Origin of the sequence: Virgibacillus halodenitrificans (genome assembly GCF_001878675.1) — a bacterium.
In the GTDB taxonomy this organism is placed as follows: Bacteria; Bacillota; Bacilli; order Bacillales; family Amphibacillaceae; genus Virgibacillus_Q; species Virgibacillus_Q halodenitrificans.
In genome coordinates this window covers 3,425,909-3,450,878 of the sequence record NZ_CP017962.1, presented here as the reverse complement: position 1 = coordinate 3,450,878, position 24,970 = coordinate 3,425,909, and the positions used below count along the sequence as shown (strand labels likewise).

25 protein-coding genes are annotated in these 24,970 nt (G+C 38.4%); all 25 read left to right on the top strand.

Features of this window, described 5'->3' with window-relative positions; all coding sequences use genetic code 11:
* Positions 1-96 precede the first annotated feature (96 nt).
* The 25 genes from BME96_RS17105 (at position 97) to wecB (ending at position 24,695) form a co-directional block, all read left to right on the top strand.
* Positions 97-336, top strand: a complete 240-nt coding sequence (locus BME96_RS17105; protein ID WP_019378233.1) for a hypothetical protein — start codon at positions 97-99, stop codon at positions 334-336.
* A gap of 450 nt (positions 337-786) precedes the next feature.
* A complete protein-coding gene (gene rpoE / locus BME96_RS17100; protein WP_019378232.1) occupies positions 787-1,299 on the top strand; it encodes a DNA-directed RNA polymerase subunit delta in 513 nt (170 codons plus the stop codon).
* A gap of 216 nt (positions 1,300-1,515) precedes the next feature.
* Positions 1,516-3,117: a CTP synthase gene (locus BME96_RS17095; protein ID WP_071649733.1), complete on the top strand. Its 1,602-nt coding sequence runs from the start codon at positions 1,516-1,518 to the stop codon at positions 3,115-3,117.
* 155 nt (positions 3,118-3,272) lie between these two features.
* Entirely contained in the window at positions 3,273-3,635 is a 363-nt protein-coding gene (locus BME96_RS17090) for a response regulator (RefSeq protein ID WP_071650055.1), read from the top strand.
* A 106-nt stretch (positions 3,636-3,741) separates the two neighbouring features.
* Positions 3,742-4,599, top strand: coding sequence for a class II fructose-bisphosphate aldolase (locus BME96_RS17085; RefSeq protein WP_019378229.1), 858 nt, complete (start codon positions 3,742-3,744; stop codon positions 4,597-4,599).
* A 112-nt stretch (positions 4,600-4,711) separates the two neighbouring features.
* Positions 4,712-5,353 (top strand): fructose-6-phosphate aldolase, encoded by a 642-nt coding sequence (gene fsa, locus BME96_RS17080; RefSeq protein ID WP_071649732.1) that lies wholly within the window; start codon positions 4,712-4,714, stop codon positions 5,351-5,353.
* 143 nt (positions 5,354-5,496) lie between these two features.
* A complete protein-coding gene (locus BME96_RS17075; protein ID WP_019378227.1) occupies positions 5,497-6,783 on the top strand; it encodes a UDP-N-acetylglucosamine 1-carboxyvinyltransferase in 1,287 nt (428 codons plus the stop codon).
* 700 nt (positions 6,784-7,483) lie between these two features.
* Complete coding sequence (gene rho / locus BME96_RS17070) at positions 7,484-8,764, top strand: transcription termination factor Rho (RefSeq protein ID WP_019378226.1); 1,281 nt, start codon at positions 7,484-7,486, stop codon at positions 8,762-8,764.
* A 214-nt stretch (positions 8,765-8,978) separates the two neighbouring features.
* The gene (locus BME96_RS17065; RefSeq protein ID WP_019378225.1) at positions 8,979-9,224 is read left to right on the top strand and encodes a type B 50S ribosomal protein L31; all 246 of its coding nucleotides are present in this window, start codon (positions 8,979-8,981) and stop codon (positions 9,222-9,224) included.
* A gap of 568 nt (positions 9,225-9,792) precedes the next feature.
* Positions 9,793-10,413, top strand: coding sequence for a thymidine kinase (locus BME96_RS17060; protein WP_071649731.1), 621 nt, complete (start codon positions 9,793-9,795; stop codon positions 10,411-10,413).
* Positions 10,414-10,559: 146 nt separating this feature from the next.
* Positions 10,560-11,630 carry a peptide chain release factor 1 gene (prfA, locus tag BME96_RS17055; RefSeq protein ID WP_019378223.1) on the top strand — a complete coding sequence of 357 codons (1,071 nt, stop codon included), beginning with the start codon at positions 10,560-10,562 and terminating at the stop codon, positions 11,628-11,630.
* Between the two features lies 1 nt (position 11,631).
* Positions 11,632-12,492: a peptide chain release factor N(5)-glutamine methyltransferase gene (prmC, locus tag BME96_RS17050; RefSeq protein ID WP_071649730.1), complete on the top strand. Its 861-nt coding sequence runs from the start codon at positions 11,632-11,634 to the stop codon at positions 12,490-12,492.
* A gap of 720 nt (positions 12,493-13,212) precedes the next feature.
* The gene (spoIIR, locus tag BME96_RS17045) at positions 13,213-13,812 is read left to right on the top strand and encodes a stage II sporulation protein R (protein WP_019378221.1); all 600 of its coding nucleotides are present in this window, start codon (positions 13,213-13,215) and stop codon (positions 13,810-13,812) included.
* Positions 13,813-13,947: 135 nt separating this feature from the next.
* The gene (locus BME96_RS17040; protein WP_019378220.1) at positions 13,948-14,349 is read left to right on the top strand and encodes a GNAT family N-acetyltransferase; all 402 of its coding nucleotides are present in this window, start codon (positions 13,948-13,950) and stop codon (positions 14,347-14,349) included.
* A 235-nt stretch (positions 14,350-14,584) separates the two neighbouring features.
* Positions 14,585-15,610 (top strand): L-threonylcarbamoyladenylate synthase, encoded by a 1,026-nt coding sequence (locus BME96_RS17035; protein ID WP_060678138.1) that lies wholly within the window; start codon positions 14,585-14,587, stop codon positions 15,608-15,610.
* A gap of 278 nt (positions 15,611-15,888) precedes the next feature.
* A complete protein-coding gene (gene tnpA, locus BME96_RS17030; protein ID WP_060678139.1) occupies positions 15,889-16,287 on the top strand; it encodes an IS200/IS605 family transposase in 399 nt (132 codons plus the stop codon).
* 10 nt (positions 16,288-16,297) lie between these two features.
* Positions 16,298-17,431, top strand: coding sequence for an IS200/IS605 family element RNA-guided endonuclease TnpB (gene tnpB, locus BME96_RS17025; protein WP_071649729.1), 1,134 nt, complete (start codon positions 16,298-16,300; stop codon positions 17,429-17,431).
* Positions 17,432-17,701: 270 nt separating this feature from the next.
* Positions 17,702-18,253: a manganese efflux pump MntP gene (locus BME96_RS17020; protein WP_071649728.1), complete on the top strand. Its 552-nt coding sequence runs from the start codon at positions 17,702-17,704 to the stop codon at positions 18,251-18,253.
* Positions 18,254-18,412: 159 nt separating this feature from the next.
* The gene (locus BME96_RS17015; protein ID WP_071649727.1) at positions 18,413-19,018 is read left to right on the top strand and encodes a low molecular weight protein arginine phosphatase; all 606 of its coding nucleotides are present in this window, start codon (positions 18,413-18,415) and stop codon (positions 19,016-19,018) included.
* A gap of 15 nt (positions 19,019-19,033) precedes the next feature.
* Positions 19,034-20,329 carry a methyl-accepting chemotaxis protein gene (locus tag BME96_RS17010; protein ID WP_019378216.1) on the top strand — a complete coding sequence of 432 codons (1,296 nt, stop codon included), beginning with the start codon at positions 19,034-19,036 and terminating at the stop codon, positions 20,327-20,329.
* Positions 20,330-20,359: 30 nt separating this feature from the next.
* Complete coding sequence (gene rpiB / locus BME96_RS17005) at positions 20,360-20,800, top strand: ribose 5-phosphate isomerase B (RefSeq protein WP_019378215.1); 441 nt, start codon at positions 20,360-20,362, stop codon at positions 20,798-20,800.
* A 31-nt stretch (positions 20,801-20,831) separates the two neighbouring features.
* Positions 20,832-21,407, top strand: coding sequence for a TIGR01440 family protein (locus tag BME96_RS17000; RefSeq protein WP_071649726.1), 576 nt, complete (start codon positions 20,832-20,834; stop codon positions 21,405-21,407).
* A gap of 68 nt (positions 21,408-21,475) precedes the next feature.
* On the top strand, positions 21,476-22,711 hold the full coding sequence (locus BME96_RS16995) for a serine hydroxymethyltransferase (RefSeq protein ID WP_071649725.1): 1,236 nt from the start codon (positions 21,476-21,478) through the stop codon (positions 22,709-22,711).
* Positions 22,712-22,926: 215 nt separating this feature from the next.
* Positions 22,927-23,556, top strand: coding sequence for a uracil phosphoribosyltransferase (upp, locus tag BME96_RS16990; protein ID WP_019378212.1), 630 nt, complete (start codon positions 22,927-22,929; stop codon positions 23,554-23,556).
* A gap of 32 nt (positions 23,557-23,588) precedes the next feature.
* The gene (wecB, locus tag BME96_RS16985) at positions 23,589-24,695 is read left to right on the top strand and encodes a non-hydrolyzing UDP-N-acetylglucosamine 2-epimerase (RefSeq protein WP_071649724.1); all 1,107 of its coding nucleotides are present in this window, start codon (positions 23,589-23,591) and stop codon (positions 24,693-24,695) included.
* Positions 24,696-24,970: the final 275 nt, after the last annotated feature.

Sequence of the window (24,970 nt, the reverse complement as noted above, 5' to 3'; positions counted from 1 at the left end):
AACTTACGAATAGAACCTCATTCTAATTCCAGTTTAGAACGAAGCGCAAACGGAAATAGGAAAAGTAGAATGCTTTAATAAAGGAGAGGTTCTATTATGTCTAACTTAAGTGTGCAAACGTTAAAGCAAGGACAAAATTATACAGCAAGAGAATTAGATAATTTTGTGAGTACGAAAGATGTTGTAGTACTATCCAATAACGAAAATCAGCTTTTTACAGATCCGGAAAGAGAATATAAAGTCGTTCATGAGTTTGAAGGATTCTTTGAACACTCCATGGAAGATGCAGAAAAGCACTTTCGAAATAAGAAAGCATACGTCGTGGAAAAAGTATAGACAGCTAACAATACTTTCATTGTAAAGTTGCAGTGTCACTTCATTTTAAGTAAAAAAAGTTGCACTCCAAAACAGGGGTAGCAACTTTTTTGTTTTACTGCCGATAAAAATGATCTGCAGCGGATAACTTTGTTCTACTGCTGATAAAATGTTTCAACTGCTTTCCCTCCCACACGATATCTAAATTTCTCTAGTTCGCCGCATTCCTGGTACTATGAATAAACGATATAACCTTTGTATCCTATCATTTGCAATAGCACCACAATTTTCAGGGAAGAAAAGTGTACATTTTTTTGCTTAAACTATAGCATAAACGTGGTAGATTTGTTTATAATGAATGGTATGGTTTATCACAAACGGAAAATTATAGTATAATTCTTCTAGAATGAGTAAAAAAATTACAAATGAGGCTAGATGCCCTCAATATATAAGTAAAGGGAGTGCGTTGCCGTGAGCTTATCGAATTACAGCCACGAAGATCTTAAAACAATGTCCATGATTGAATTAGCAAATTTAATCTTATTGGATGAAAAAAAGGCGCTTGATTTTAGAGATGTATTCGAAAAAATTGCAGAAATAAAAGAATTTACTGAGCAGGATAAAGAAAATAATATTGCCCAATTTTATACAGATTTAAATGTGGATGGCCGTTTTATTACCATTGGTTCTAATCTATGGGGATTAAAACGTTGGTATCCAGTTGAGCAAGCTGACGAAGAAGTAACTGCAGCACCTAAAAAGAAAAAGAAGGCAAAGAAAAAGAAAAAAGCAGATGAAGATGCTGATATTACAGAAAAAGAACTGGATATTGTCGACGAGGATATTGAAGAGCTTGCAGATGACTTCAATGATGACGAAGATGATGAGTTTGATGAAGACTTAGAAGAAGAGTTTGATGAGGAACTTGATGATTTTGAAGACGACGAAGATGAAGATGACGAAGACGAAGAAGAAAAGAAATAGCTGGGTACGATTAACAAAAAAGTTAGCTTGACTTTTCTTTAAGCTGAAAGTACAATTCTTATTGGGCTCTTTAAATTTACTTATCAAGGCGTTTCCCCATTCTATATATGGGGAGGCGCTTTTATTATTTTCTGCCAATTTTGGTGCAGACTATGAGATATAGCAACCTGTATGAACGAATTGAACGAAGAATATTTTGAAGAAAGAGGGAAAATAATGACCAAGTATATTTTTGTGACAGGTGGCGTTGTGTCGTCTTTAGGTAAAGGAATTACGGCAGCGTCTTTAGGTCGTCTATTAAAAAACCGGGGTTTGAAAGTGACTATTCAAAAGTTCGATCCATATATTAATGTCGACCCAGGGACAATGAGCCCATATCAGCATGGAGAAGTTTTTGTGACAGAGGATGGAGCGGAAACAGACCTCGATTTAGGGCATTATGAACGTTTTATTGATATTAATTTAAATAAGTACAGTAATATTACCACTGGAAAAGTATACTCCAGTGTAATCAAAAAAGAACGTCGTGGCGACTATTTAGGTGGCACGGTACAAGTAATCCCGCATATTACGAATGAAATTAAAGATCAGGTATTCCGCGCTGGTGATGCTACAAATGCTGATGTTGTTATTACAGAAATTGGCGGGACTGTTGGAGATATTGAATCTTTACCTTTTCTTGAAGCAATTCGACAAATTAAAAATGATGTTGGCCGAAACAGTGTCATGTATTTGCATTGTACATTGGTTCCATTTATTCAGGCCGCTGGTGAGATGAAAACAAAGCCAACACAGCACAGTGTGAAAGAATTACGTTCATTGGGTATCCAACCAGATGTAATTGTATTACGTACAGAGCATGAAATTAGTAATGAGATGAAAGAAAAAATTGCTTTGTTCTGTGACATTAATAAAAATTCTGTTATTGAAATGAAGGATGCAGACACACTTTATCAAGTACCAATTTCCCTTCAGGAGCAGCATCTTGATCAAATAACATGTGAGCATTTTGGTTTGGATTGTAAGGAAGCTGAAATGGATGAATGGAAAGAGCTTGTTACTAAAGTTCGTCATTTATCACAAAAAGTAGAAATAGGACTTGTTGGTAAATATGTTGAATTGCCGGATGCTTACATTTCTGTGGTAGAATCTTTAAAACACGCGGGATTCGAGTATGATGCGGACATCAAAGTACATTGGATTAATTCCGAAAAACTTGATAAAGAGACAATTAAAGAAGAGCTATCTCATGTTGATGGTATAATTGTTCCAGGTGGTTTTGGTGACCGTGGTATTGAAGGGAAAATAGAAGCCATTCGCTATGCGAGAGAAAATAATGTACCTTTCTTCGGTATTTGTCTTGGTATGCAGCTTGCTACAGTTGAGTTTGCTCGTAACGTTGTAGGATTAAATGGTGCTCATTCTGCTGAAATTGACCCAGGAACTCCATATCCGATTATCGATTTATTACCTGAACAGAAGGATGTTTCTGATTTAGGTGGAACACTAAGGCTTGGCAGCTACCCATGTATGCTTCAAGATGGTACAAAAGTAAAAGAAGCATATAATGGTGCAGAAACAATTGAAGAACGTCATCGTCATCGTTATGAATTTAATAACATGTATCGCGACCAAATGGCTGAGCATGGCTTTATATTTTCCGGAACCAGCCCGGATGGTCGCCTCGTGGAGACAATTGAATTAAAAGATCATCCATGGTTTGTTGCTTGTCAGTTCCATCCTGAATTTACGTCTCGTCCTACAAGAGCACAGGCTTTATTTAAAGGTTTCATTGGTGCTTCTGTTAATAATAAATAAATTTAGATGTAAGTAACGGAATGACTCACATTTAGCAATTGCTAAATGTGAGTTTTTATTTAACTTGAATTTAAAGGATTTAGGGGTTTAATAGCGAATTTAATACAGTAGGGGAAATACGTTGGGGGAATCTTTTGGAAGGAAGGGGAATGAGTATGGCAAGAAGAATCCTAATAGTGGATGATCAGCCTGGGATTCGCATGTTATTAACGGACGTGCTCACAGATCAAGGGTATGAGGTAATCACAGCCCAAACAGGAACAGAAGCATTGGAAAAAATAAGCATGGAGAACTTAAACCTCATAATACTTGATTATCAGCTACCATTATTAAGTGGGAAAGAGGTTTTACATAAACTGGAAGAAGAACAATATGAAATCCCGGCAATATTAATGAGTGGATTGGTGGAGAATATTAAAAGAAAAGAAATCAAATATCAATATTTGAAAGAGGTACTTGGAAAACCGTTCAGTATTCATAAAGTCATTGAACTGGTTGCACATATTGTGTCAGATTAGTTTTTCTGTAATGTTGCGCGAACAAGCTGTTGTTGGTATTCTAATATTGTAAAAGATGATATAATTTTCACAGACTGTAACTTCATCAGAGGAGGAAATAAACAAGATGCCATTAGTATCAATGAAAGAAATGCTTGAAAAAGGAAGAAAGCAAGGCTACGCGGTAGGTCAGTTTAATTTGAATAATTTGGAATATGCACAAGCGATTCTCCAAGCTGCAGAAGAAGAGAAATCTCCTGTCATTCTTGGTGTGTCGGAGGGTGCCGCAAGATATATTGGCGGTTTTAATGTTGTTGTCTCTATGGTTAAATCCTTAATGGAAGCTTACGGCACGACTGTCCCTGTAGCAATTCATTTAGATCATGGTTCCAGTTTTGAAAAATGTGCAGAAGCAATTCACGCAGGCTTTACATCTGTTATGATTGATGCTTCACATGATCCACTGGAAGAAAATATTGCAACAACATCTAAAGTAGTAGAGCTTGCACATATTCATGGTGTTTCTGTAGAAGCAGAATTGGGTACAGTTGGCGGGCAAGAAGATGATGTTATAGCTGATGGCGTTATTTATGCAGATCCTAAGGAGTGCTTGGAATTGGTTGAGAAGACGGGAATTGATTGTCTTGCTCCTGCACTTGGTTCTGTACATGGCCCTTACAAAGGAGAGCCTAATCTAGGCTTTGCTGAAATGGAGGAAATCTCCAAAACAATCGAATTACCTCTTGTTTTACATGGTGGTACAGGGATTCCTACAAAAGATATTCAACGTGCTATTTCATACGGTACTTCTAAAATAAATGTGAATACAGAAAACCAGATTGCGCAAGCTGAGGCAGTCCGTCAAGTCTTAAATGATAAGCCGGATTTGTATGATCCACGTAAATATCTGGGCCCTGGTACAGAAGCCATCAAGGAAACTGTAAAAGGGAAAATGCGTGAATTCGGATCATCTCAACAGGCATAATTATCAGGCGCTTTGAGCTGTATACGAGCACAAGCGCCTTTATTCATATTTTTATTAGTTTTTTAAAATATACTTATAAAATAAGTAGTCTAAGAGGAGGTTATCAATTAAAATGAAATTTTTTATTGATACTGCAAATATTGAGGAAATCCGTACAGCAAACGAACTTGGAGTCTTATCAGGGGTTACAACTAATCCGAGTCTGGTATCTAAAGAGGGTGTATCTTTCCATGATCGTCTTTCTGAGATTACAGAGGAAGTATCCGGATCTGTCAGTGCTGAAGTTATTTCTGAGGACGCAGAGGGAATGATTAAGGAGGGGAAAGAATTAGCGGCAATTGCCCCTAATATCACGGTAAAAGTTCCTATGACATTGGAAGGCTTGAAGGCTGTCAAGGCGTTTAGTGATTTAAATATCAAAACGAATGTTACATTGATTTTTAATGCTAATCAGGCTTTATTAGCAGCTCGTGCTGGCGCAACTTATGTTTCACCGTTCCTTGGTCGTTTGGATGATATTGGTCATGACGGAATGAATCTTGTAGCAACAATCGCAGAAATCTTTGACAGACATGCAATCGATACTGAAATAATTGCTGCTTCCATTAGACATCCACTGCACGTTATTGATGCTGCTGTAAACGGTGCGCATATAGCTACTATCCCATTCAAGGTTTTAGAACAACTGGTGAAACATCCATTAACAGAACAGGGAATAGAAAAGTTTCTTTCGGATTGGAATAACCAAAAATAAGCGGATAAATTTGGAAATATTGCACAAGCTACCGATAAAAGACGGAATAGGTCTAAGAGGCACAAATTACTATACTCTGGAAAAATACTATTCACGTATAGGTAGCTTCCTTGTCCTGTGCGTCAAAAAGTGGGGTTTTTAATATGCAAAAAATGTTAATTGAAGGTGGCCATCTTTTAAATGGCCAGGTAAGAATTAGTGGTGCGAAAAACAGTGCGGTAGCTTTACTTCCGGCAGCTATTTTAGCTGATTCAGAAGTAACAATTGAAGGGCTCCCGGAAATTTCCGATGTGTACACACTTGGAGATTTGCTGGAGGAAATCGGTGGTACAGTAAATTGGGACGGACAAACTGTCCATATCGACCCAGAGAAAATGGTAGCAATGCCTTTACCTAATGGAAAAGTGAAGAAGCTCCGTGCCTCATATTATTTTATGGGGGCAATGCTCGGAAAATTTAACAAAGCAGTTATCGGCTTGCCGGGAGGTTGCTTCTTAGGTCCACGTCCTATCGACCAGCATATCAAAGGCTTTGAGGCGCTTGGTGCTGAAGTGACGAATGAGCAGGGAGCCATTTATTTAAGAGCGAAAGAGCTTCGGGGTGCCCGAATATATTTAGATGTAGTAAGCGTCGGAGCAACAATTAATATTATGCTTGCTGCAGTAAGGGCAAAAGGTAAAACAATTATTGAAAATGCTGCAAAAGAACCTGAGATTATCGATGTTGCTACTTTATTAACAAATATGGGAGCGAAAATTAAGGGTGTAGGTACAGATGTGATTCGAATCGAAGGTGTACCTTCTTTACATGGCTGCAGACATACGATTATTCCCGACAGGATTGAAGCAGGTACATATGCCATTGCAGCCGCTGCACAAGGAAAAGAAGTAATTATAGACAATGTGATCTCCCAGCATTTAGAATCTTTGCTCGCCAAGTTAAGAGAAATGGGTGTAACTGTTGAAGAAAATGAGGAACAGTTGTTAATTGCACCAAGGAACCCACTGAAGAGTGTTGATATTAAGACACTGGTTTATCCTGGTTTTCCAACAGATTTACAGCAACCTTTCACTTCATTATTAACAAAAGCAGTGAACACCGGAGTGGTTACAGATACGATCTACTCTGCAAGGTTAAAGCATATTGACGAACTAAGGCGAATGAATGCAGCTATTAAAGTTGAAGGTGGTTCAGCAATAGTTTCTGGACCTGTGCAGCTTGAGGGAGCACGTGTGAAAGCAAGTGACCTGAGAGCAGGAGCGTCATTAATTGTAGCTGGCTTAATGGCAAATGGGATTACTGAAATAACTGGGCTTGAGCATATAGACCGTGGATATGAAAAAATAACAGAGAAATTAAATAACCTCGGAGCTAATATATGGCGAGAAGAAATGACCGAACAAGAAATAACACAATTCCAAAACATGTAAAAACAAAAGCGCAAGCACCCGTTTCACTCTTCTAACTCCATTTAAATGGTCTCAAGTACATGCTTGTTAAAAAAGTATTGTATAAAGAAGTTAACGGCACACTCATATTAAAGGGGGGGACTCGACCCCCTTTATATGATTTCGGAATGGGATATTAGCAAAGAAGGAGAGTAAATAGGTACTTTTTGTGGTGATGATAATGTAATTTTTGCCAATGGGGAATTATTAAAAGGTGTACAATTTAAAGGCTATAAGGCCAATTCCGAACTGTAATTATACGTGCTAAGAGTTCGTTTTATTGATGGAGAGCATCGTCTACAGAAAAAAACCAGACCTGGTAATAAGGCCATAGACCGTATGAACGGAAAGAAAATGGTTAATACTACCTTCAAACCTACTTTTTAAAACTGCAATAGAAAGGGAAGCGAAAGCCGTTTGCTTCCCTTTCTATTAAAATATAAAAAACCTAAAATTTAGTATTGAATAATATGAACCAAAGGAGTAATATGGTATAAGGTTTTGGAAAGCAGTTAAAAGAACTCCTAATCTAGCTTCTGATTTTTCCTTCATTTCTACGAAGACTTACCTTTAATAAAGAAGTGAAACTCTCATCTAAATAGGTTTAAAACATAGACCAATGATGTGTTGAATATATTTTACGAATATTACTAACATAAAAAACAATAGGCGTGGTGATTCTATGGCAGCATTAACAATCTCTCATCTGGAAACTCTGACTTTAAAAGAGATTTACACACTAGCGAGAGAATACAAAGTTTCATATTATGCAAAGTTAACAAAAAGAGAACTTATTTTTTCTATTTTAAAAGCACAGGCTGAAAAAGATGGTTTCTTATTTATGGATGGAATTCTGGAAATTATTCCTTCAGAAGGATTCGGTTTTCTTCGCCCAATTAATTACTCTCCAAGCGCAGAAGATATCTATATATCTGCCTCACAGATACGCAGGTTCGATTTAAGAAATGGTGATAAAGTATCTGGTAAAGTAAGACCTCCAAAGGAGAATGAACGTTACTATGGTCTATTGCATGTAGATGCCGTAAATGGCGACGATCCTGAGACTGCAAAGGAAAGAGTCCATTTTCCAGCACTAACTCCACTTTATCCGGATCGATTAATGAAGCTTGAAAACTCTACAAAAAACTTATCAACCCGCATTATCGATCTGATGACACCGGTTGGATTTGGGCAGCGTGGTCTTATTGTAGCTCCACCTAAAGCCGGTAAAACAATGTTACTTAAGCAAATTGCCAATAGTATTTCTGAAAACCACCCGGATGCCAAATTAATTATTCTATTAGTTGACGAACGTCCTGAAGAGGTTACCGATATTGAGCGATCTGTACACCCTGATGTAGATGTAGTTAGTTCTACGTTTGATGAAGTACCTGAAAGTCATATTAAAGTTTCAGAGCTCGTATTGGAGCGTGCAATGCGCTTGGTGGAGCATAAGCGAGACGTGATTGTACTGATGGACAGTATTACAAGGCTTGCGCGTGCATACAACCTTGCTATTCCGCCAAGTGGCAGGACTCTTTCTGGTGGTATAGATCCAGCTGCTTTTCATCGTCCGAAACGATTTTTTGGAGCAGCCAGAAACATAGAAGAAGGTGGAAGCTTTACAATATTGGCTACTGCTCTGGTTGATACAGGCTCGCGTATGGATGATGTTATTTATGAAGAATTTAAAGGCACAGGTAACATGGAATTGCATCTTGATCGAAATCTTGCTCAACGTCGCATTTTCCCTGCGATTGATATTCTTCGTTCCGGTACACGTAAGGAAGAATTGCTAGTGGATAAAGGCCAACTTGATAAAATGTGGGCAATTCGCAAGACGATGCAGGATTCCCATGACTTCCTGGAACGTTTCTTAAGAAGGTTAAAGGCATCCAAGAATAACGAAGAGTTCTTTCAACAGATGGAAGAAGAAATGAAACGAAGAGGCACAAAGAAATAAGCTGAACAACATTAGTTTCTCCATTATTTTATGTGTCTAAAATATAAAATGTATGTTATAATTTTAACTGGACAGGTAATGATTTTCTATTGCAAACAATGCAGGAGACTGTTATAATCTCTTTATGTGAGTTTAGATAAGGTATTGTACCTATGACGGCTCTTACAATAACTCTGTTTCAAAATGATTCAGGGCAAAAAGGAGTGGAAAGAACATGAAAAAGGATATTCATCCAGAGTACAGAAAAGTAGTTTTTCTTGATACAAGCTCAGAATTTAAATTCTTGAGTGGATCAACAAAAAGCTCTGACGAAACAATTGAATGGGAAGACGGTAATACGTACCCTTTAATCCGTGTTGAAATCAGCTCAGATTCACACCCATTCTACACAGGTAAGCAAAAAGCTGATAAAGTCGGCGGCCGTGTAGACCGATTCAAGAAAAAATATAATATGAACTAATAGATGAACGGTATCAAACCGTTGCATCATATTAATAAAGCATTGGCAGCCAATGGTTGTCAATGCCCTTATTGATTGTTGTCCGTGTATTATGCATGGCAAAAATTAGTTTTGGGAAAGCAGGCAAAGCGTCTCATTTTGCCTGCTTTTTTACTTTTAAATATAGTAAATATGATACTGATATATACGTTGGGCTTAACCAATGATCGTTTTTATGATTATCTATCGCCATTGATTTCCATTGCAGATGAACGCTTTCACACCTCCGGGTACAAGCGCGACATCTGTTCGTTACCTCACAGTGTCTTCTTTGCCGCCCGGCATGGCCTCAGCCGCCCCCGAAAAGCGTAGTATTTTTCCGTAGCGGTGTTATTTAGCCATTCTTTTCAACAGCTAAATAGAGCCATGGTGGGCTTTGAGTTAGTGGAATCAAGGTCCAGTTTTGTGCTTTTATATAAAAGATTAAAAAACCATGTTAGCTTGACAAAAATAGTGGTAAACTAGTTAAGAAACGTTTTAAAAATAATTATAATGATTGTACATAGATTTAGAAGGGAGCCCTTTGCTCATGTATGTAATGAAACAAAGTGGTTGGGTAGAAGTGATCTGCGGCAGTATGTTTTCTGGTAAGTCTGAGGAATTGATTCGCCGCGTACGCAGGGCAACTTACGCGAAGCTATCTGTTCGTGTATTTAAACCAGCTATTGATGACAGATACGACGACGAGGCTGTTGTTTCACATAATGGTTCTTCAACTGTCGCCAGACCTGTGAAAAGCTCAGATGAAATTTTGGAATACCTTCATGCTGATGTAGATATTATTGGTATTGATGAGGTGCAATTTTTTGACGAAAATATTGTGGAAGTGGTTGATGAGCTTGCAAACAAGGGGATTCGAGTTATCGTCGCCGGCCTCGATACAGATTTTCGAGGAGAACCATTTGGACCAATGCCAAAACTGATGGCACTTAGCGAGTCAGTAACAAAACTAAATGCTATTTGTCCTATCTGCGGTTCGCCAGCAAGTCGAACGCAGCGGTTGATAAATGGAAAACCAGCTTCCTATGATGATCCAGTTATTCTGGTGGGAGCCTCAGAATCTTATGAGCCAAGATGTCGTCATCATCATGAAGTTCCCAATAAGCCCAGCAACAAGATTGTAAAGGGATTATTTAAACAGATTAGATAAAAGCGCCTGAGGGTGCTTTTTTTAGTGCAGATAGAAGCATCAAGTTTTACTTTAGCATAATGCACTCCTCTAAGCTGCGAAATAACTTTGACCTTGCAACGTGAGTATACTATAATTATACTGTTAATCAGAAAGAGGTGGCCGTAATGTTAGACCGATTACAAACATTAGAAGACCGTTATAATAAATTGAATGAATTATTGAGTGATCCAGAAATTATAAATGATACGAAGAAGTTACGCGAGTATTCAAAGGAACAATCCGGTTTGGAGGATGTAGTACAAGCGTATCGTGAATACAAAGATGTAACCTCTCAATTAAAAGATGCCAAGGAAATGCTTGACGACAATTTGGATGCAGAAATGCAGGAAATGGTAAAAGCTGAGATAGAAGAACTATCGGAGAGTAAAGAAGAATTGGAAGAAAAAATGCGAATTCTTCTTTTACCAAAAGATCCGAACGATGATAAGAACGTATTCATGGAGATACGTGGAGCTGCAGGTGGAGATGAAGCAGCATTGTTTGCCGGAGATCTATATCGTATGTATTCCCGTTACGCGGAACAATACGGTTGGAAGACAGAAGTAATGGAAGCCAGCACAACTGGTGTTGGGGGATACAAAGAGATTATTTTTATGATTAACGGAAGTGGAGCCTATTCAAAATTAAAATATGAAAATGGCGCTCACCGCGTTCAACGTGTACCGGAAACGGAATCTGGTGGTCGTATTCATACCTCAACAGCCACAGTTGCTGTTTTGCCTGAAGCGGAAGAAGTCGAGGTTGATATTCATGAAAAAGACATTCGTGTGGACACGTTTGCTTCCAGTGGCCCTGGTGGACAGAGTGTAAACACAACCATGTCTGCCGTTCGCTTGACACACGTTCCTACCGGTGTGGTTGTGTCTATACAAGATGAAAAATCCCAAATTAAAAATAAAGAAAAAGCGATGAAGATCTTACGTGCTCGTATATATGATAAATTCCAACAAGAGGCTCAAGCAGAATACGATGAAAATAGAAAGTCCGCAGTAGGAACTGGGGACCGTTCTGAACGAATTCGAACATATAACTTTCCTCAAAATCGTGTGACGGATCACCGTATTGGTTTAACGATTCAAAAGCTGGATCAAATTTTACAAGGCAAGCTAGATGAGTTTGTTGATGCACTGTTAATGGAAGAGCAAGCCAAAAAATTAGAACAGATTGGTGAATAAAATGAGCCAAATGAAACAATATGAAGTCCTTCAATGGGCTTCTCTTTTTTTAGAAAAGCATCATCGAGAACAACGTGTTGCAGAGATATTATTGCAGCATCATTTAAACTATAGTCGAAATTATTTTTTTATGAATATGCGGGAGCCAATAGATCCGAATATTATTCAAAGATTTAAGAGAGATGTAGAAAAGCATGTAGAAACAGGGATGCCTATACAGCATTTAATGGGCTATGAGGAATTTTACGGACGGAAATTTAAAGTGAATGAGCATGTATTAGTTCCTCGCCCCGAAACAGAAGAGCTTGTCCAACATGTTACCAACTACATAGAAACAACTTCTTCTGAAAATCAGATTAGAATTGTGGATGTGGGTACGGGCAGTGGAGTTATTGCTATATCGCTTGCGCTGCAATTACCCAATGCAATGGTGTATGCTACTGACATTTCGCAGGAAGCACTGCAGGTTGCTAAAACAAATGTAAAGAATCATCAAGCACAAGTGACGTTTTATCAAGGTAATTTCTTACAACCGCTCATTGATCAAGGGATAAAAACTGACATTATTGTTTCTAATCCCCCTTATATTCCTCGATCAGAAGAAAAAACATTAGCAGACACAGTTAAAAACTTTGACCCTGATATGGCTCTGTATGCAGAGGAGAACGGCCTGGCTGCCTATAAAGAAATTATATCTCAATCCACAAGTGTACTTGAGTTGAACGGGTATATTGCTGTTGAAATCGGGCATGCTCAAAGTGAATCCGTAAATGATATTATCCAAAAAATTTATCCACAGAGTAAGCAAAACACGATCCAAGATATTAATGGAAAAGACCGAATAGTTACGGCAAAGTTATAGTGAAGATAGTACGTTGCAGCAAGAATAAACTGCGGCGTAGTTTTTTTTGCTGGCAATATTACCTCATAAACGGAATAAATTGAATCCAAGTTCAAAACCAGTCTAGTAATACAAAAACAATCTGATTTTAAGGTGTTAGTGCAAATGTTGGGAAACAAACTTATTTTTTTGATTCATAGTTGGAGTAAATTGCGAACTAGTGTGGGGACAATCAGTAGCGGAGCGGAGATTATCCGCGGGAGAATGAATTAATCGGCAGCAGAGCGAAATAATCCGCGGGAGAATGAATTAATCGGCAGTAGAGCAAAACTTTCCGCCGGAGAATAAATTAATCAGCAGCAGAGCGATACTATCCGCCGGAGAACAAATTAATCAGCAGCAGAGCGATACTATCCGCCGGGGAACAAATTAATCAGCAGCAAAGCGAAATAATCCGCCGGAGAGCAATTTAATCGGCAGCAGAGCGACATAATCCGCGGGAGAACGAATTATTGACTGGAGAGCAAAGAAGTTTGCCTTAAATATTTAGGAATTAGCTATATTGGATTTTTTCAAAACGGGAATTTGTAGCTCTACCAAGTTAGTTCGCAGAGTATCTATTTTCCGAATCATTGAACCACCCAACAACATATACATTAAAACTAATTTTATAGAATACTAGTTTAAAATCTTTAACCTGTGACCATACTGTTTTTAACAGAGGAAGAGGGGGACTTAAAGATGAAGAAACTAGTATTTTTTGTATTTATATCTATTATTTTATTTTTTACTTTACCGCCACAAGGAGTTAGTCAGGAAAATACAGAGACTGATTATCAAATTATCCCTGATGATGCAATTCGATTAAGAATATTAGCCAATAGTGATAATAACGATGATCAACAGCTTAAACGGCTGGTTCGTGATCAAGTCAATGCAGAAATTAGTGAATGGGTACAAGATATTACAGATATTGAAGAAGCTAGAAGATTAATAGAAGCACGTATTCCAGAAATTGAAAAAATCATTGCAAAGACAATAGAAGCAGAAGGACGAGACAACTCTTTCCAAGTTGAATATGGAAAGAACGTTACATTCCCTACAAAGCTCTATGGGGACTTTCTATACCCGGCAGGAGAGTACGAAGCAGTTCTAATCACATTGGGTGAGGGAAAAGGAGCAAATTGGTGGTGTGTGCTTTTTCCCCCACTATGTTTTCTGGACTTTTCCAATGGGACAAGTGTAGCTGAAGCTGCAGAGGTTGAAGAGAAAGAAATAGTAGAGGAAGAAGACGATGCAGAAGTTAAATTTTTTTTATTTGATTGGTTGGGATGGTCATAAATTATAGAGAAATGCATAGAATGAATTAATAGATAAAAGCTAGATTAGCAGAGTTAAATTTTTTCTTAGCACTTTCGAGGAATGTTTTTCAAAGGCCTGAAAATCTTATAATAAATAACAATTAGGGGTGATTAAATGAAATTAATCCGTGCATATGAGGCTGATGAGGCGAAGGTAGAGCAATTTTTGAAGAGCACACCGAATGTTAAAAAGGAAAGTTTAATGTATCAAGGCTATGTGGTGGAAATAGATGAAAAAATTGAAGCTTGTTTTGTTTTGGAAGAGATGGAAGATGGTATTTACTGGTTGAAGCAGCTATTTATTACTCAAAATAAAGCAGCAAAACTACCAGTCTTGCTAGAAGCTATTTTAACCCTGGCTAAGCATCAAAAGGCTAAAAGAGTGTTTGTACACAGTCACCAACCAGTTGTTGATATATTATTGGAAGCGCTACAATTTAATCCACAAAAAGAGGAAGTATTTGTGGATAAATATAAAAATGAACAAGGTAATTGGTGGTCTTATCATGTGTCCTAACAGGTTATGCACATTATCCACATGTACCTGTGTATAACCTGTGATAAGTTTGTGTATAATCGTGTAGAACTGTGTATATCTTTATTTTTATATTAGAGAAACCTTTTTGTAATAGGAAACAGCCTGTGGATAAATCATGCAGGCTGTTTTTATATTTTCTCTGTAAACTTTATAACTTTGCTAAATCCTTTTAGATCTTTTAAAATGTAGACAGCATAGAAAAGAGGTAGCAAGAATGGAAACAAAGCGATGGAATGTAACGAATATGGAAAAAGATATTACAAAAGATATTGAGGAAGCAGTATCCGTACTTTTGGCAGGAAATACAGTAGCTTTTCCAACAGAAACGGTTTACGGATTGGGCGCTGATGCAACGAGTGAGAAAGCGGTAGCGAAGATATTTGAAGCAAAAGGAAGACCTCAGGATAATCCACTTATAGCTCATGTTGCTACAAAGGAGCAGCTAAAAAAGCTGGTTACCGACATACCTGATTATGTGGATAAATTAATAGATTTATTCGCTCCTGGACCGATTACCTTTGTTTTACCGAGTAATGGAGTGTGCGCTGATAATGTGACTGCAGGATTATCCACAATTGGTGTGCGTATGCCCAGCCATCCGGTAGCTCAACAGTTGCTGAGAGCTTGCAATATACCAATTGCAGCGCCTAGCGCGAATTTATCCGGAAAGCCTAGCCCTACATCGGCAGATCATGTATGGGGGGACTTATATGGAAAGATAGCAGGGGTTGTTGATGGCGGGGCTACTGGTGTGGGTGTAGAATCGACGGTCATTGATTGTACGCAGGATATTCCAGTAGTATTACGACCAGGTGGCATTACACTTGAGCAATTAGAAGCTGCAGTGGGTACAGTGATGGTCGATCCGGCTCTTGTAAATAAAGATGAAAAGCCGAGAGCTCCGGGGATGAAATACCGTCACTATTCTCCAGACATAGATTTATGGCTGGTAAAAGGGGAACCAGCAGATATAGAAAAATTTATTAATGATGTAAGGGAAGAAGGGAAAAAAATCGGGTTTATGGCTAGTGAGCATACTTCTCATTTAGTTAAAGCTGATAAAAACCTCTCTCTTGGGTTTGATGCGAATGAAATAGCATCAAATTTATATGATGCATTACGTGCTTTTAAACACGGCGATGTAGATGTAATTGTATGTGAAGCTTTCTCAGAAGAAGGCATCGGACAAGCAATTATGAATCGATTAAAAAAAGCAGCAAGTCAATATATTGAACTGTAAACTAAAAGGGAAGTGAGTCAGTACAAGCTGACTCATTTTTTCATGAACTGCCTTAGAACGAATGAATTAATCGTTGGTTATTAATGATTGTGGCCCCAAAATATATCTTCGTTTATCGTTTTCCGACAGAAGACTCCCTCCTCAGTCGTGTGTAGGGTGAAGCCTAACGATAGGTGGGAGATGAATGTCGGTTAGGCGATAGCCTAAGGGCTTTTTGTTGCTTGCTTCATACCTTAATAGTATAATCAGTCTTATATAAATGAAAGGCTGATAGTAAAATGAAATTGGACAGTAATAATCATTCAGTATTCTCAATGTATTATCATCTTGTGCTAGTTGTGAAATATCGTAGAGAAGTCTTTGATGACAAAGTATCTGACTTTGCTAAAGATATGTTTGTAAAGCTAGGCGAAAAATATAATATCTCTCTAGTTGAATGGAATCATGATAAAGACCATGTGCACATCCTGTTCAAAGCACATCCTAACACGGAATTATCAAAGTTCATCAATGCTTATAAAAGTGCTAGTTCACGATTAATCAAAAAAGACTTTCCGCAAGTTAGAAAAAAGTTGTGGAAAGAAATGTTTTGGTCAAGAAGTTTTTGCTTACTAACTACTGGCGGTTCTCCCATCAATGTAGTTAAAAAATATATTGAAAATCAAGGAATGAAATGAGGTGAAAACAATGTTAGTCAACAAGGCATACAAATTCCGTATCTACCCTACCAAAGAACAGGAAATTCTAATTGCTAAAACAATCGGATGTAGTCGTTTCGTATTCAATCGCTTTTTAGGGCAATGGAACGATACATACAAAGAAACAGGCAAAGGATTAACTTATAATTCTTGTTCTTCCGAATTAACAAAATTAAAAAGCGAATTGGTATGGCTAAAAGAAGTTGATAGCATTGCCCTTCAATCCTCACTTAAAAATCTAGCTGATTCATATACACGGTTCTTCAAGAAACAAAATAAAGCACCACGCTTCAAGTCTAAAAAGAATAACGTACAATCCTACACGACTAAAGAAACAAATAATAATATTGCTATTGTAGACAATAGCATCAAGTTACCTAAACTTGGTCTTGTTCGCTTTGCTAAAAGTCGTGAAGTACATGGTCGTATCCTTAATGCTACTGTTAGACGAAATCCTAGTGGCAAATACTTTGTATCCATTTTAGCCGAAACAGAAGTACAGCCACTGGAGAAAACGGAATCATCTATCGGTATAGACCTAGGCATTACTGATTTTGCCATTCTTTCCGATGGTCGCAGGATTAACAACAATAAGTTCACAATAAAAATAGAAAAGAAACTGAAACGTGAACAGAGGAAACTTTCAAGACGTGCATTAAATGCTAAAAACAATGGTATTAACCTTTTTGATGCTAAAAATTATCAGAAGCAAAAACGTAAAGTTGCTAGGTTACACGAAAGAGTAATGAACCAACGTAACGATTTCCTTAACAAGTTAAGTACAGAAATAATCAAAAACCACGATATTGTCTGTATCGAAGACTTGAATACCAAAGGAATGTTACGCAATCATAAGTTAGCAAAATCAATTTCTGACGTGTCATGGTCTGCTTTTGTGTCCAAATTAGAATACAAAGCGAATTGGTACGGTAAAACAATCGTGAAAATAAATAGGTGGTTCCCGTCTAGTCAAGTATGTTCCAATTGCGGACACCAAGATGGCAAAAAATCTCTTGAAATAAGAGATTGGACTTGTTCTGTGTGTCATAAACATCACGATAGAGATATAAATGCCAGCAAAAATATCCTAGCTGAAGGCTTAAGAACCTTGGTTTTGGCGTGAATAAAATACAAAACCGTAGGAATCTACGGGGATAGCTTGGTCAATAAGAGAAACCTCTGTTGGCAAAGAAATACGTCAATAAGTATGCTCTATTCCCAAGAATCTCCCACTTCAAACAACCCAAAGGGGGGTTAAGTGGTGAGTAGTTCAATAAATAATTGAACCACAATGTGTTGAGCCCATAGAGAAAACCCAGATTGTTCTATATACCAAGCATATCAAGCTTTGGACATGCATATAGTTTATAAGCATATCCAAGGAGGACAATCTATGTCAGGTTATATTGGTGAGTTTATATCACTCTTGTTTTTGGCTGTTGCATTGGGGTTGGATGCTTTTTCTATATGCTTGGGACTTGGCATGCAACGGTTACGTTTAAAACGTATTGCTATTATCGGTATGGTAATAGGTGCTTTCCATATTGTTATGCCTTCTATTGGAATTTTTCTTGGAAAAGTTATTTCGGGACAAATTGGCCATTGGACAGAACTGGCAGGCGGGGTTCTGTTGTTTGTCATTGGTGCTCAAATGTTCTTCTCTGCTTTTAGCCATGAAAAGCAGCGAGTAATTCAGCCGATCGGGGCAGGATTACTTTTATTAGCCTTCAGTGTAAGTATGGATAGTTTTTCAGTAGGTTTAAGTTTGGGTATTTCGGGTGTTAAGACAGCCCTTGCTCTTGGGTTGTTTGGGCTAATAAGCATGTTCATTTCCTGGGCTGGTATGCTTTTGGGAAGAAAGGTGAGAGGTGTACTAGGCATATACAGTGAGATATTAGGAGGAAGTATTCTTATTGGATTTGGTATAAGACTTATATTTGGATAGAATATTACTTAGAGGTTTCTTGGTAGAAGAAGCCTCTTTTTCCTTTTAACTGTTTGCTTTAACTGAAGGTTTTTACTGTCTTTCTTACTTCGACGCGTTTGCGCTTTTGGTCTATAATTATGATATATTGTTAAGAGATATGAATACGGAGGGTTACCTATGAATATATTGTTTGTCTGTACTGGAAACACGTGTAGAAGTCCAATGGCTGAAGCGCTACTAAAGCATAAAATGCCAGAAGCAGAAGTTAAATCTGCGGGGATCTTTGCAGCGGAAAATCAACGACCAAGCCATAAGGCTGTGGAAGCATTGGAAGAGAAAAAGATTTCAATGAATCATCTATCCCAGCCGGTAACAAAAAAATTATTAAATTGGGCGGATCTTGTATTGACGATGACAACACAGCATAAGCAGTCATTAATCATGGAATATCCAAACTATCAAGAAAAATACTTTACCCTAAAAGAATATGTCTCTGAAGCCGATAAAGAGGTATGGAGTAAATTAAAGCAGGTTTATGCGGAATATGAGGAGAAGCGCACTTTATTTATCCAAAAAAATCAGCATAAGATGGATCAAGCAACATTGAAAGAAAAGCTTTATGCTCACCTGCAGGATGATTTATTTCATATTCAACAACTAGAAGCAGATTTAATCAGTTATGATATTTCCGACCCATTTGGGGGAAGTCTTACTATTTATAAAACAACACGAGACGAACTGGAGGAATATATCGATCTGCTTATTAGGAAAATCTCAAAGTAGACAGGGGAAACGGATATGGAAAAAAAGAAATATCGATTCAGCTTGCGTCTCAAATTAGTGCTTCTGACAACTGTACTGGCAATTATTACTTATTCATGTAGTGCGTTCTTTTTGTATGTCATTTACGATTACGTCCAAGCATATTGGCAAATCTCTAAGGAATTATTTACGATCCTTACTTTATCTCTTGGGATATTTTGGTCTGGAGTATTAGCATACTTTGCTGCTGCAATGATTACCCGACCATTGGAAAAACTGGAGGAAGCGGCGTCAATGGCTGCAGACGGTAATTTAGATCAGGAAATTAATATTTCTACATCAGATGATGAGATAAGGTCTCTTGGCATTGCTTTTGATAAAATGTTAAAAAGCATAACAGCAATGGTACAAGGAATTGATGAACATTTTAATAAGACAAATAAGTCGGTTATCTATATGAAGGAAGTATCTGATCAGGCTGCACAGCACTCTTCGATGATTCGTTCTTCCATTGATGATATCTCAAGAGGTGCAGAAAGCTCTTCTGAAGCTATTCAAAATACAGCGGAATCTGTTGAAATGGCAACTGAACTGGCAGGTGAGGTACAGCATAAAGCAAGCCAGTCAAAGGATAAATCAACGAATATGCTTGAAGTCCTGACACATAGCCGAAAGGCAGTAAATCAGCTGGTTACAGGTATTCAAAAGCTTGCGGAAGATCAAGAAGCATCTTTGACTGATGTTAATCATTTGAAGCAAAATGCATTGCAGGTGGAATCGATTATCTCTATGGTAGGTGGTATTGCTGAGCAGACAAATCTATTGGCATTAAATGCATCTATTGAAGCTGCAAGAGCAGGAGAGCACGGCAGAGGATTCGCTGTGGTTGCAGAGGAAATTCGTAAACTTGCTGATCAGAGTGCCCAGGCCGTTCACCGCATTTCAGACTTAATTGCAGCTATTCAGCAGGATGTGGACCTTGTAGTGAGGAAGATCAATGATAATGTCATGTATGCGAACAAAGAAGCGGCACAGGGCGAGAATACCAATAATGCAATTGAGCAGATGTCAGGCTCTGTGCAAGAAGTAGCTGCAGAAATTGATATGATCTCTAAATTAGTAGACAAGCAATTGAAATCTATTCAGAATACGGTGAAACAATCCCAAGAGGTCGCAGCTATTGCGGAAGAAACATCTGCCGGAGCAGAGGAAATGAATGCCTCTATACATGAGCAGGCTGCAACAATTGAACGGGTGGATCAACTGGCACATGAACTGGAGGAACAAGCAAACGGTTTGAGTAAACAATTGACCAAATTTACGGTATCATAGAGATAGATTTATAAAAAGGAGTTTTGCCATATGAAGGTAATTATTACTGCAGACCATGCGGGGATGACTGTACGAAATGAAGTGAAGGACCTTTTGGAAGAGATGGGTATTGAATATGAAGACACTGGATGCAGCTGCGAATCCTCTGTCGATTATCCTGATTATGCTTTACCTGCTGCAGAACGTATTGCAAAAGGAGAGTTTGATAGAGGGATTTTTATTTGTGGAACAGGGATTGGAATGTCTATTGCAGCTAACAAGGTAAAAGGAATCCGTTGTGCCTTAACTCATGATGTGTATTCTGCAAAGCTAACCAGACAGCACAATGATTCTAACGTGCTGGCATTGGGAGAGCGTGTCGTTGGTCCTGGTTTAGCTCGTGAAATTGCTAAAGTATGGTTGGAAACAGCATTTGATGGTGGTCGTCATGCTAATCGAATTGGTAAAATTGGTACGTATGAAGATAAATAAACTATTTTTCTGATTGGCAGGTGAATAAGCGATGACAAATAATAACGAACAATTTAAGAAAGACGTGGAAGCGATCGTAGAGGAATGGAAGCACGCTGGACTTCTTTCAAAAGGAAAACTTTTTGTCATTGGCTGCTCAACAAGTGAAGTTGCCGGTAAGCATATTGGTACGTCAGGAAGTGAATCTGTTGCTGCACACATTTTCGAAGCTTTGGAATCATTAAGGGAAAGCACTGGTATTGAATTAGTTTACCAATGCTGTGAGCATTTAAACAGAGCACTTGTGATGGAAAGAGAAACACAGGAAGCACATCAACTGGAAGAGGTATCGGTTGTCCCTGTCCCAACAGCGGGTGGTTCTATGGCTTCTTATGCCTTTAAATATATGAAAGATCCAGTTGTAGTAGAGTCGGTAAAAGCTCATGCAGGAATGGACATCGGAGAAACGATGATCGGTATGCACCTAAAGCATGTTGCTGTGCCCGTACGTTTTAAACAGAAATATATTGGTAATGCGCGGGTTACTACAGCGCGAACCCGACCTAAGTTAATTGGAGGTCAACGTGCAAATTATGAAAATACGAGTGCAAATAACAGGTGCACGTAATTAAAATTTTATGGTAAACTGCAATGTAAATAGTTTAAAAATTTATTCATTACATAGGAGGCTATATCATGGAACATGTTAAACAAGCAGATAATGAATTATATGAAGCAATTCAGGCTGAAAAAAAGCGTCAGCAGGATAAGATTGAATTAATCGCTTCCGAAAACTTTGTTTCTGAGGCAGTGATGGAAGCAATGGGATCTGTCTTAACGAATAAATATGCGGAAGGTTATCCTGGTAAAAGATACTATGGAGGCTGTGAGCATGTGGATGTCGTGGAAGACCTTGCCCGTGACCGCGCGAAGCAACTGTTCGGTGCTGACCACGCAAATGTTCAGCCACATTCCGGTGCACAGGCAAACATGGCAGTATACTTTACTGTTTTAGAGCCTGGTGACACTGTGCTTGGTATGAACTTGAACCATGGTGGCCATTTAACACATGGAAGCCCCGTCAATTTCAGTGGGACATTGTATAATTTCGTTGATTATGGTGTGGATAAAGAAACAGAACAGCTTGATTATGACGTTGTTTTAGAGAAGGCAAAAGAAGTTCAGCCGAAATTAATTGTGGCTGGTGCTAGTGCATATTCCCGTATTATTGATTTTGCCAAGTTCCGCGAAATTGCTGATGCGGTTGGTGCTTATTTACTTGTTGATATGGCACATATTGCTGGTCTAGTAGCCGCAGGTCTTCATCCAAATCCAGTACCATATGCTGACTTTGTTACAACAACAACACATAAAACACTTCGCGGTCCCCGTGGAGGAATGATCTTCTGTAAAGAAGAATATGCAAAAAAAATTGATAAGTCTGTTTTCCCTGGCATGCAGGGTGGCCCATTGATGCATATCATTGCAGCCAAAGCAACCTCTTTTAAAGAAGCATTATCTGATGAGTTTAAAACATATTCTCAGCAAATTATCCAAAATGCACAAAAGCTGGGAGAAGCGTTGAATGAAGAAGGGATTCGTATCGTTTCCGGTGGCACGGATAACCATCTGTTACTTTTAGATGTGACTACACTTGGACTTACAGGGAAAGTTGCAGAAAAAGTGTTAGATGATATCGGAATAACTACAAATAAAAACACGATTCCGTTTGATACAGAAAGCCCATTTGTAACAAGTGGTGTGCGGATTGGTACGGCAGCTGTTACTACCCGTGGTTTTGGAGTTGAGGAAATGAAGGAAATTGCTGCAATTATTTCACTTACTTTAAAAAATCATGAAGATGAATCAAAATTAAAAGAAGCTGCAGATCGAGTTCAACAGTTAACGACTAAATTACCAATTTATGCATAAGAAAAAAGACAGCATAGCATGCCTTAATGGCAGGTTATGCTGTCTTTTGATTGGTTAAAAGTAATGCTTGAGCCATCTATACAAATTGTTTCGTACACAGTAAGCAAGAATTTCTATGAAGTGTTTTCGACAAAACCTTGGAGATCGCTTGAAAGCTTGTCGATTTTTGAGTACAATTTTAAGGATACAATTATACTTAAGGAGTGATCGGAAGAATGGGTAATGTTTTCGTGTTGGATCATCCGTTAATTCAGCATAAGCTAACGTATATAAGGGATAAGAACACTGGTACAAAAGAATTTCGTGAACTGGTAGATGAAGTTGCAATGCTTATGGCATTTGAAATCACAAGAAATTTACCATTACAAGAAAAAATTGTAGAGACGCCAGTGACTGAGGCTAATGCCAGTGTGCTTGCAGGAAAGAAAATCGGTTTGGTACCTATTCTTCGTGCAGGGTTAGGGATGGTAGACGGCATGCTAAAGTTGATTCCTGCAGCTAAGGTTGGACATGTTGGTCTATACCGCGATCCAGAAACGCTACAGCCTGTTGAATATTATATAAAATTACCTTCTGACATTCATGAACGTGAATTAATCGTCATTGATCCAATGCTTGCTACTGGTGGTTCAGCGAATGAGACCATTCACTCATTGAAGAAACGAGGAGCTCAGAATATTCGTTTAATGTGCCTGGTTGCTGCTCCTGAAGGTGTGGAAATGCTTAAAGAGGAACATCCTGATGTTGATATATATTTAGCTGCGCTTGATGAAAAGTTAAATGAACATGGTTATATCGTTCCAGGTCTTGGAGATGCAGGAGATCGTTTATTTGGCACGAAATAAATAAATGAGCTTTTATTGGAGTGGAGAAGCAAATGAAGCGTATTAAAGTGATGACAATATTTGGTACAAGGCCAGAAGCGATTAAAATGGCCCCTCTAGTACTGGAATTAAAAAAACGCCAGGAATTTGATCCAATTGTCACAGTAACGGCACAGCATCGGGAAATGCTTGATCAGGTACTGAATATTTTCCAAATAACACCTGATTATGATTTGAATATCATGAAAAAGCAACAAACCCTTGCTCAAATTACAACACGAGCGCTTGAAGGTCTGGATGAAGTAATGAAGGAGACACAGCCGGATATGGTGCTTGTTCATGGGGATACAACAACCACTTTCGCCGCATCTCTGGCTGCATATTATAATCAAATTGCCGTCGGACATGTAGAGGCAGGACTTCGAACATGGAATAAGTATTCTCCATATCCTGAAGAAATGAACCGTCAACTTACAGGGGTGATGGCAGATTTGCATTTCTCCCCAACTGAAAAATCAAAGCAAAATCTGTTGAGTGAGAATAAAGCACAATCCCAAATCGTTGTAACTGGTAATACGGCAATTGATGCTTTGAAAACAACGGTTAATGATGCATATTCAAGCCCTGTTCTTGATGCAGTCGGTGATAAGCGACTAGTGCTTATGACAGCACATCGCCGGGAAAACTTGGGTAACAATATGCAGCAGATGTTTCGTGCGATCAAGCGGTTGGTTGAAGAGCATGATGATATTCAGGTCATTTATCCTGTACACCTTAATCCAGTTGTTCAAGAAACAGCAAAAGAAATATTAGGTGATGATGATCGAATTCAATTAATTGAACCATTGAGTGTTGTAGATTTCCATAATTTCGCATCTCGTGCGCACCTGATTCTAACTGATTCTGGAGGAGTCCAAGAGGAAGCTCCTTCTCTAGGTGTACCTGTTCTTGTGTTACGAGATACAACGGAACGGCCAGAAGGAATTGATGCAGGGACACTGAAGTTGGCTGGAACAGATGAAGACACCATTTTTAACTTGGCTGATGAGTTGTTATCTGACCAAGCGGCTTATGACAGGATGGCTAAAGCCTCCAATCCATATGGAGATGGGGAAGCATCTCGGCGTATTGCTGATGCGATCGTGAAATATTTTAACTAAGACAAGACAATTCTGCCTGTTTAGGTGGGATTGTTTTTTTTACTATATAGGCTGATATTTTTGGTTCATTGCAAATGCTAGGGCACAAACGTTATATCGTATTTTATGGTAGGAGGAAAATGCGAACTAACTTGGTAGGACTGTAAACGGTTTTTTTAGAATTACACCACTAAAATTGGCTAAATAACACCGCTACGGAAAAATACTGCGCTTTTCGGGGGCGGCTGATGAGCCTCCTCATGCAACGCATTCCAGGGTCTCACCGATGCCTCATC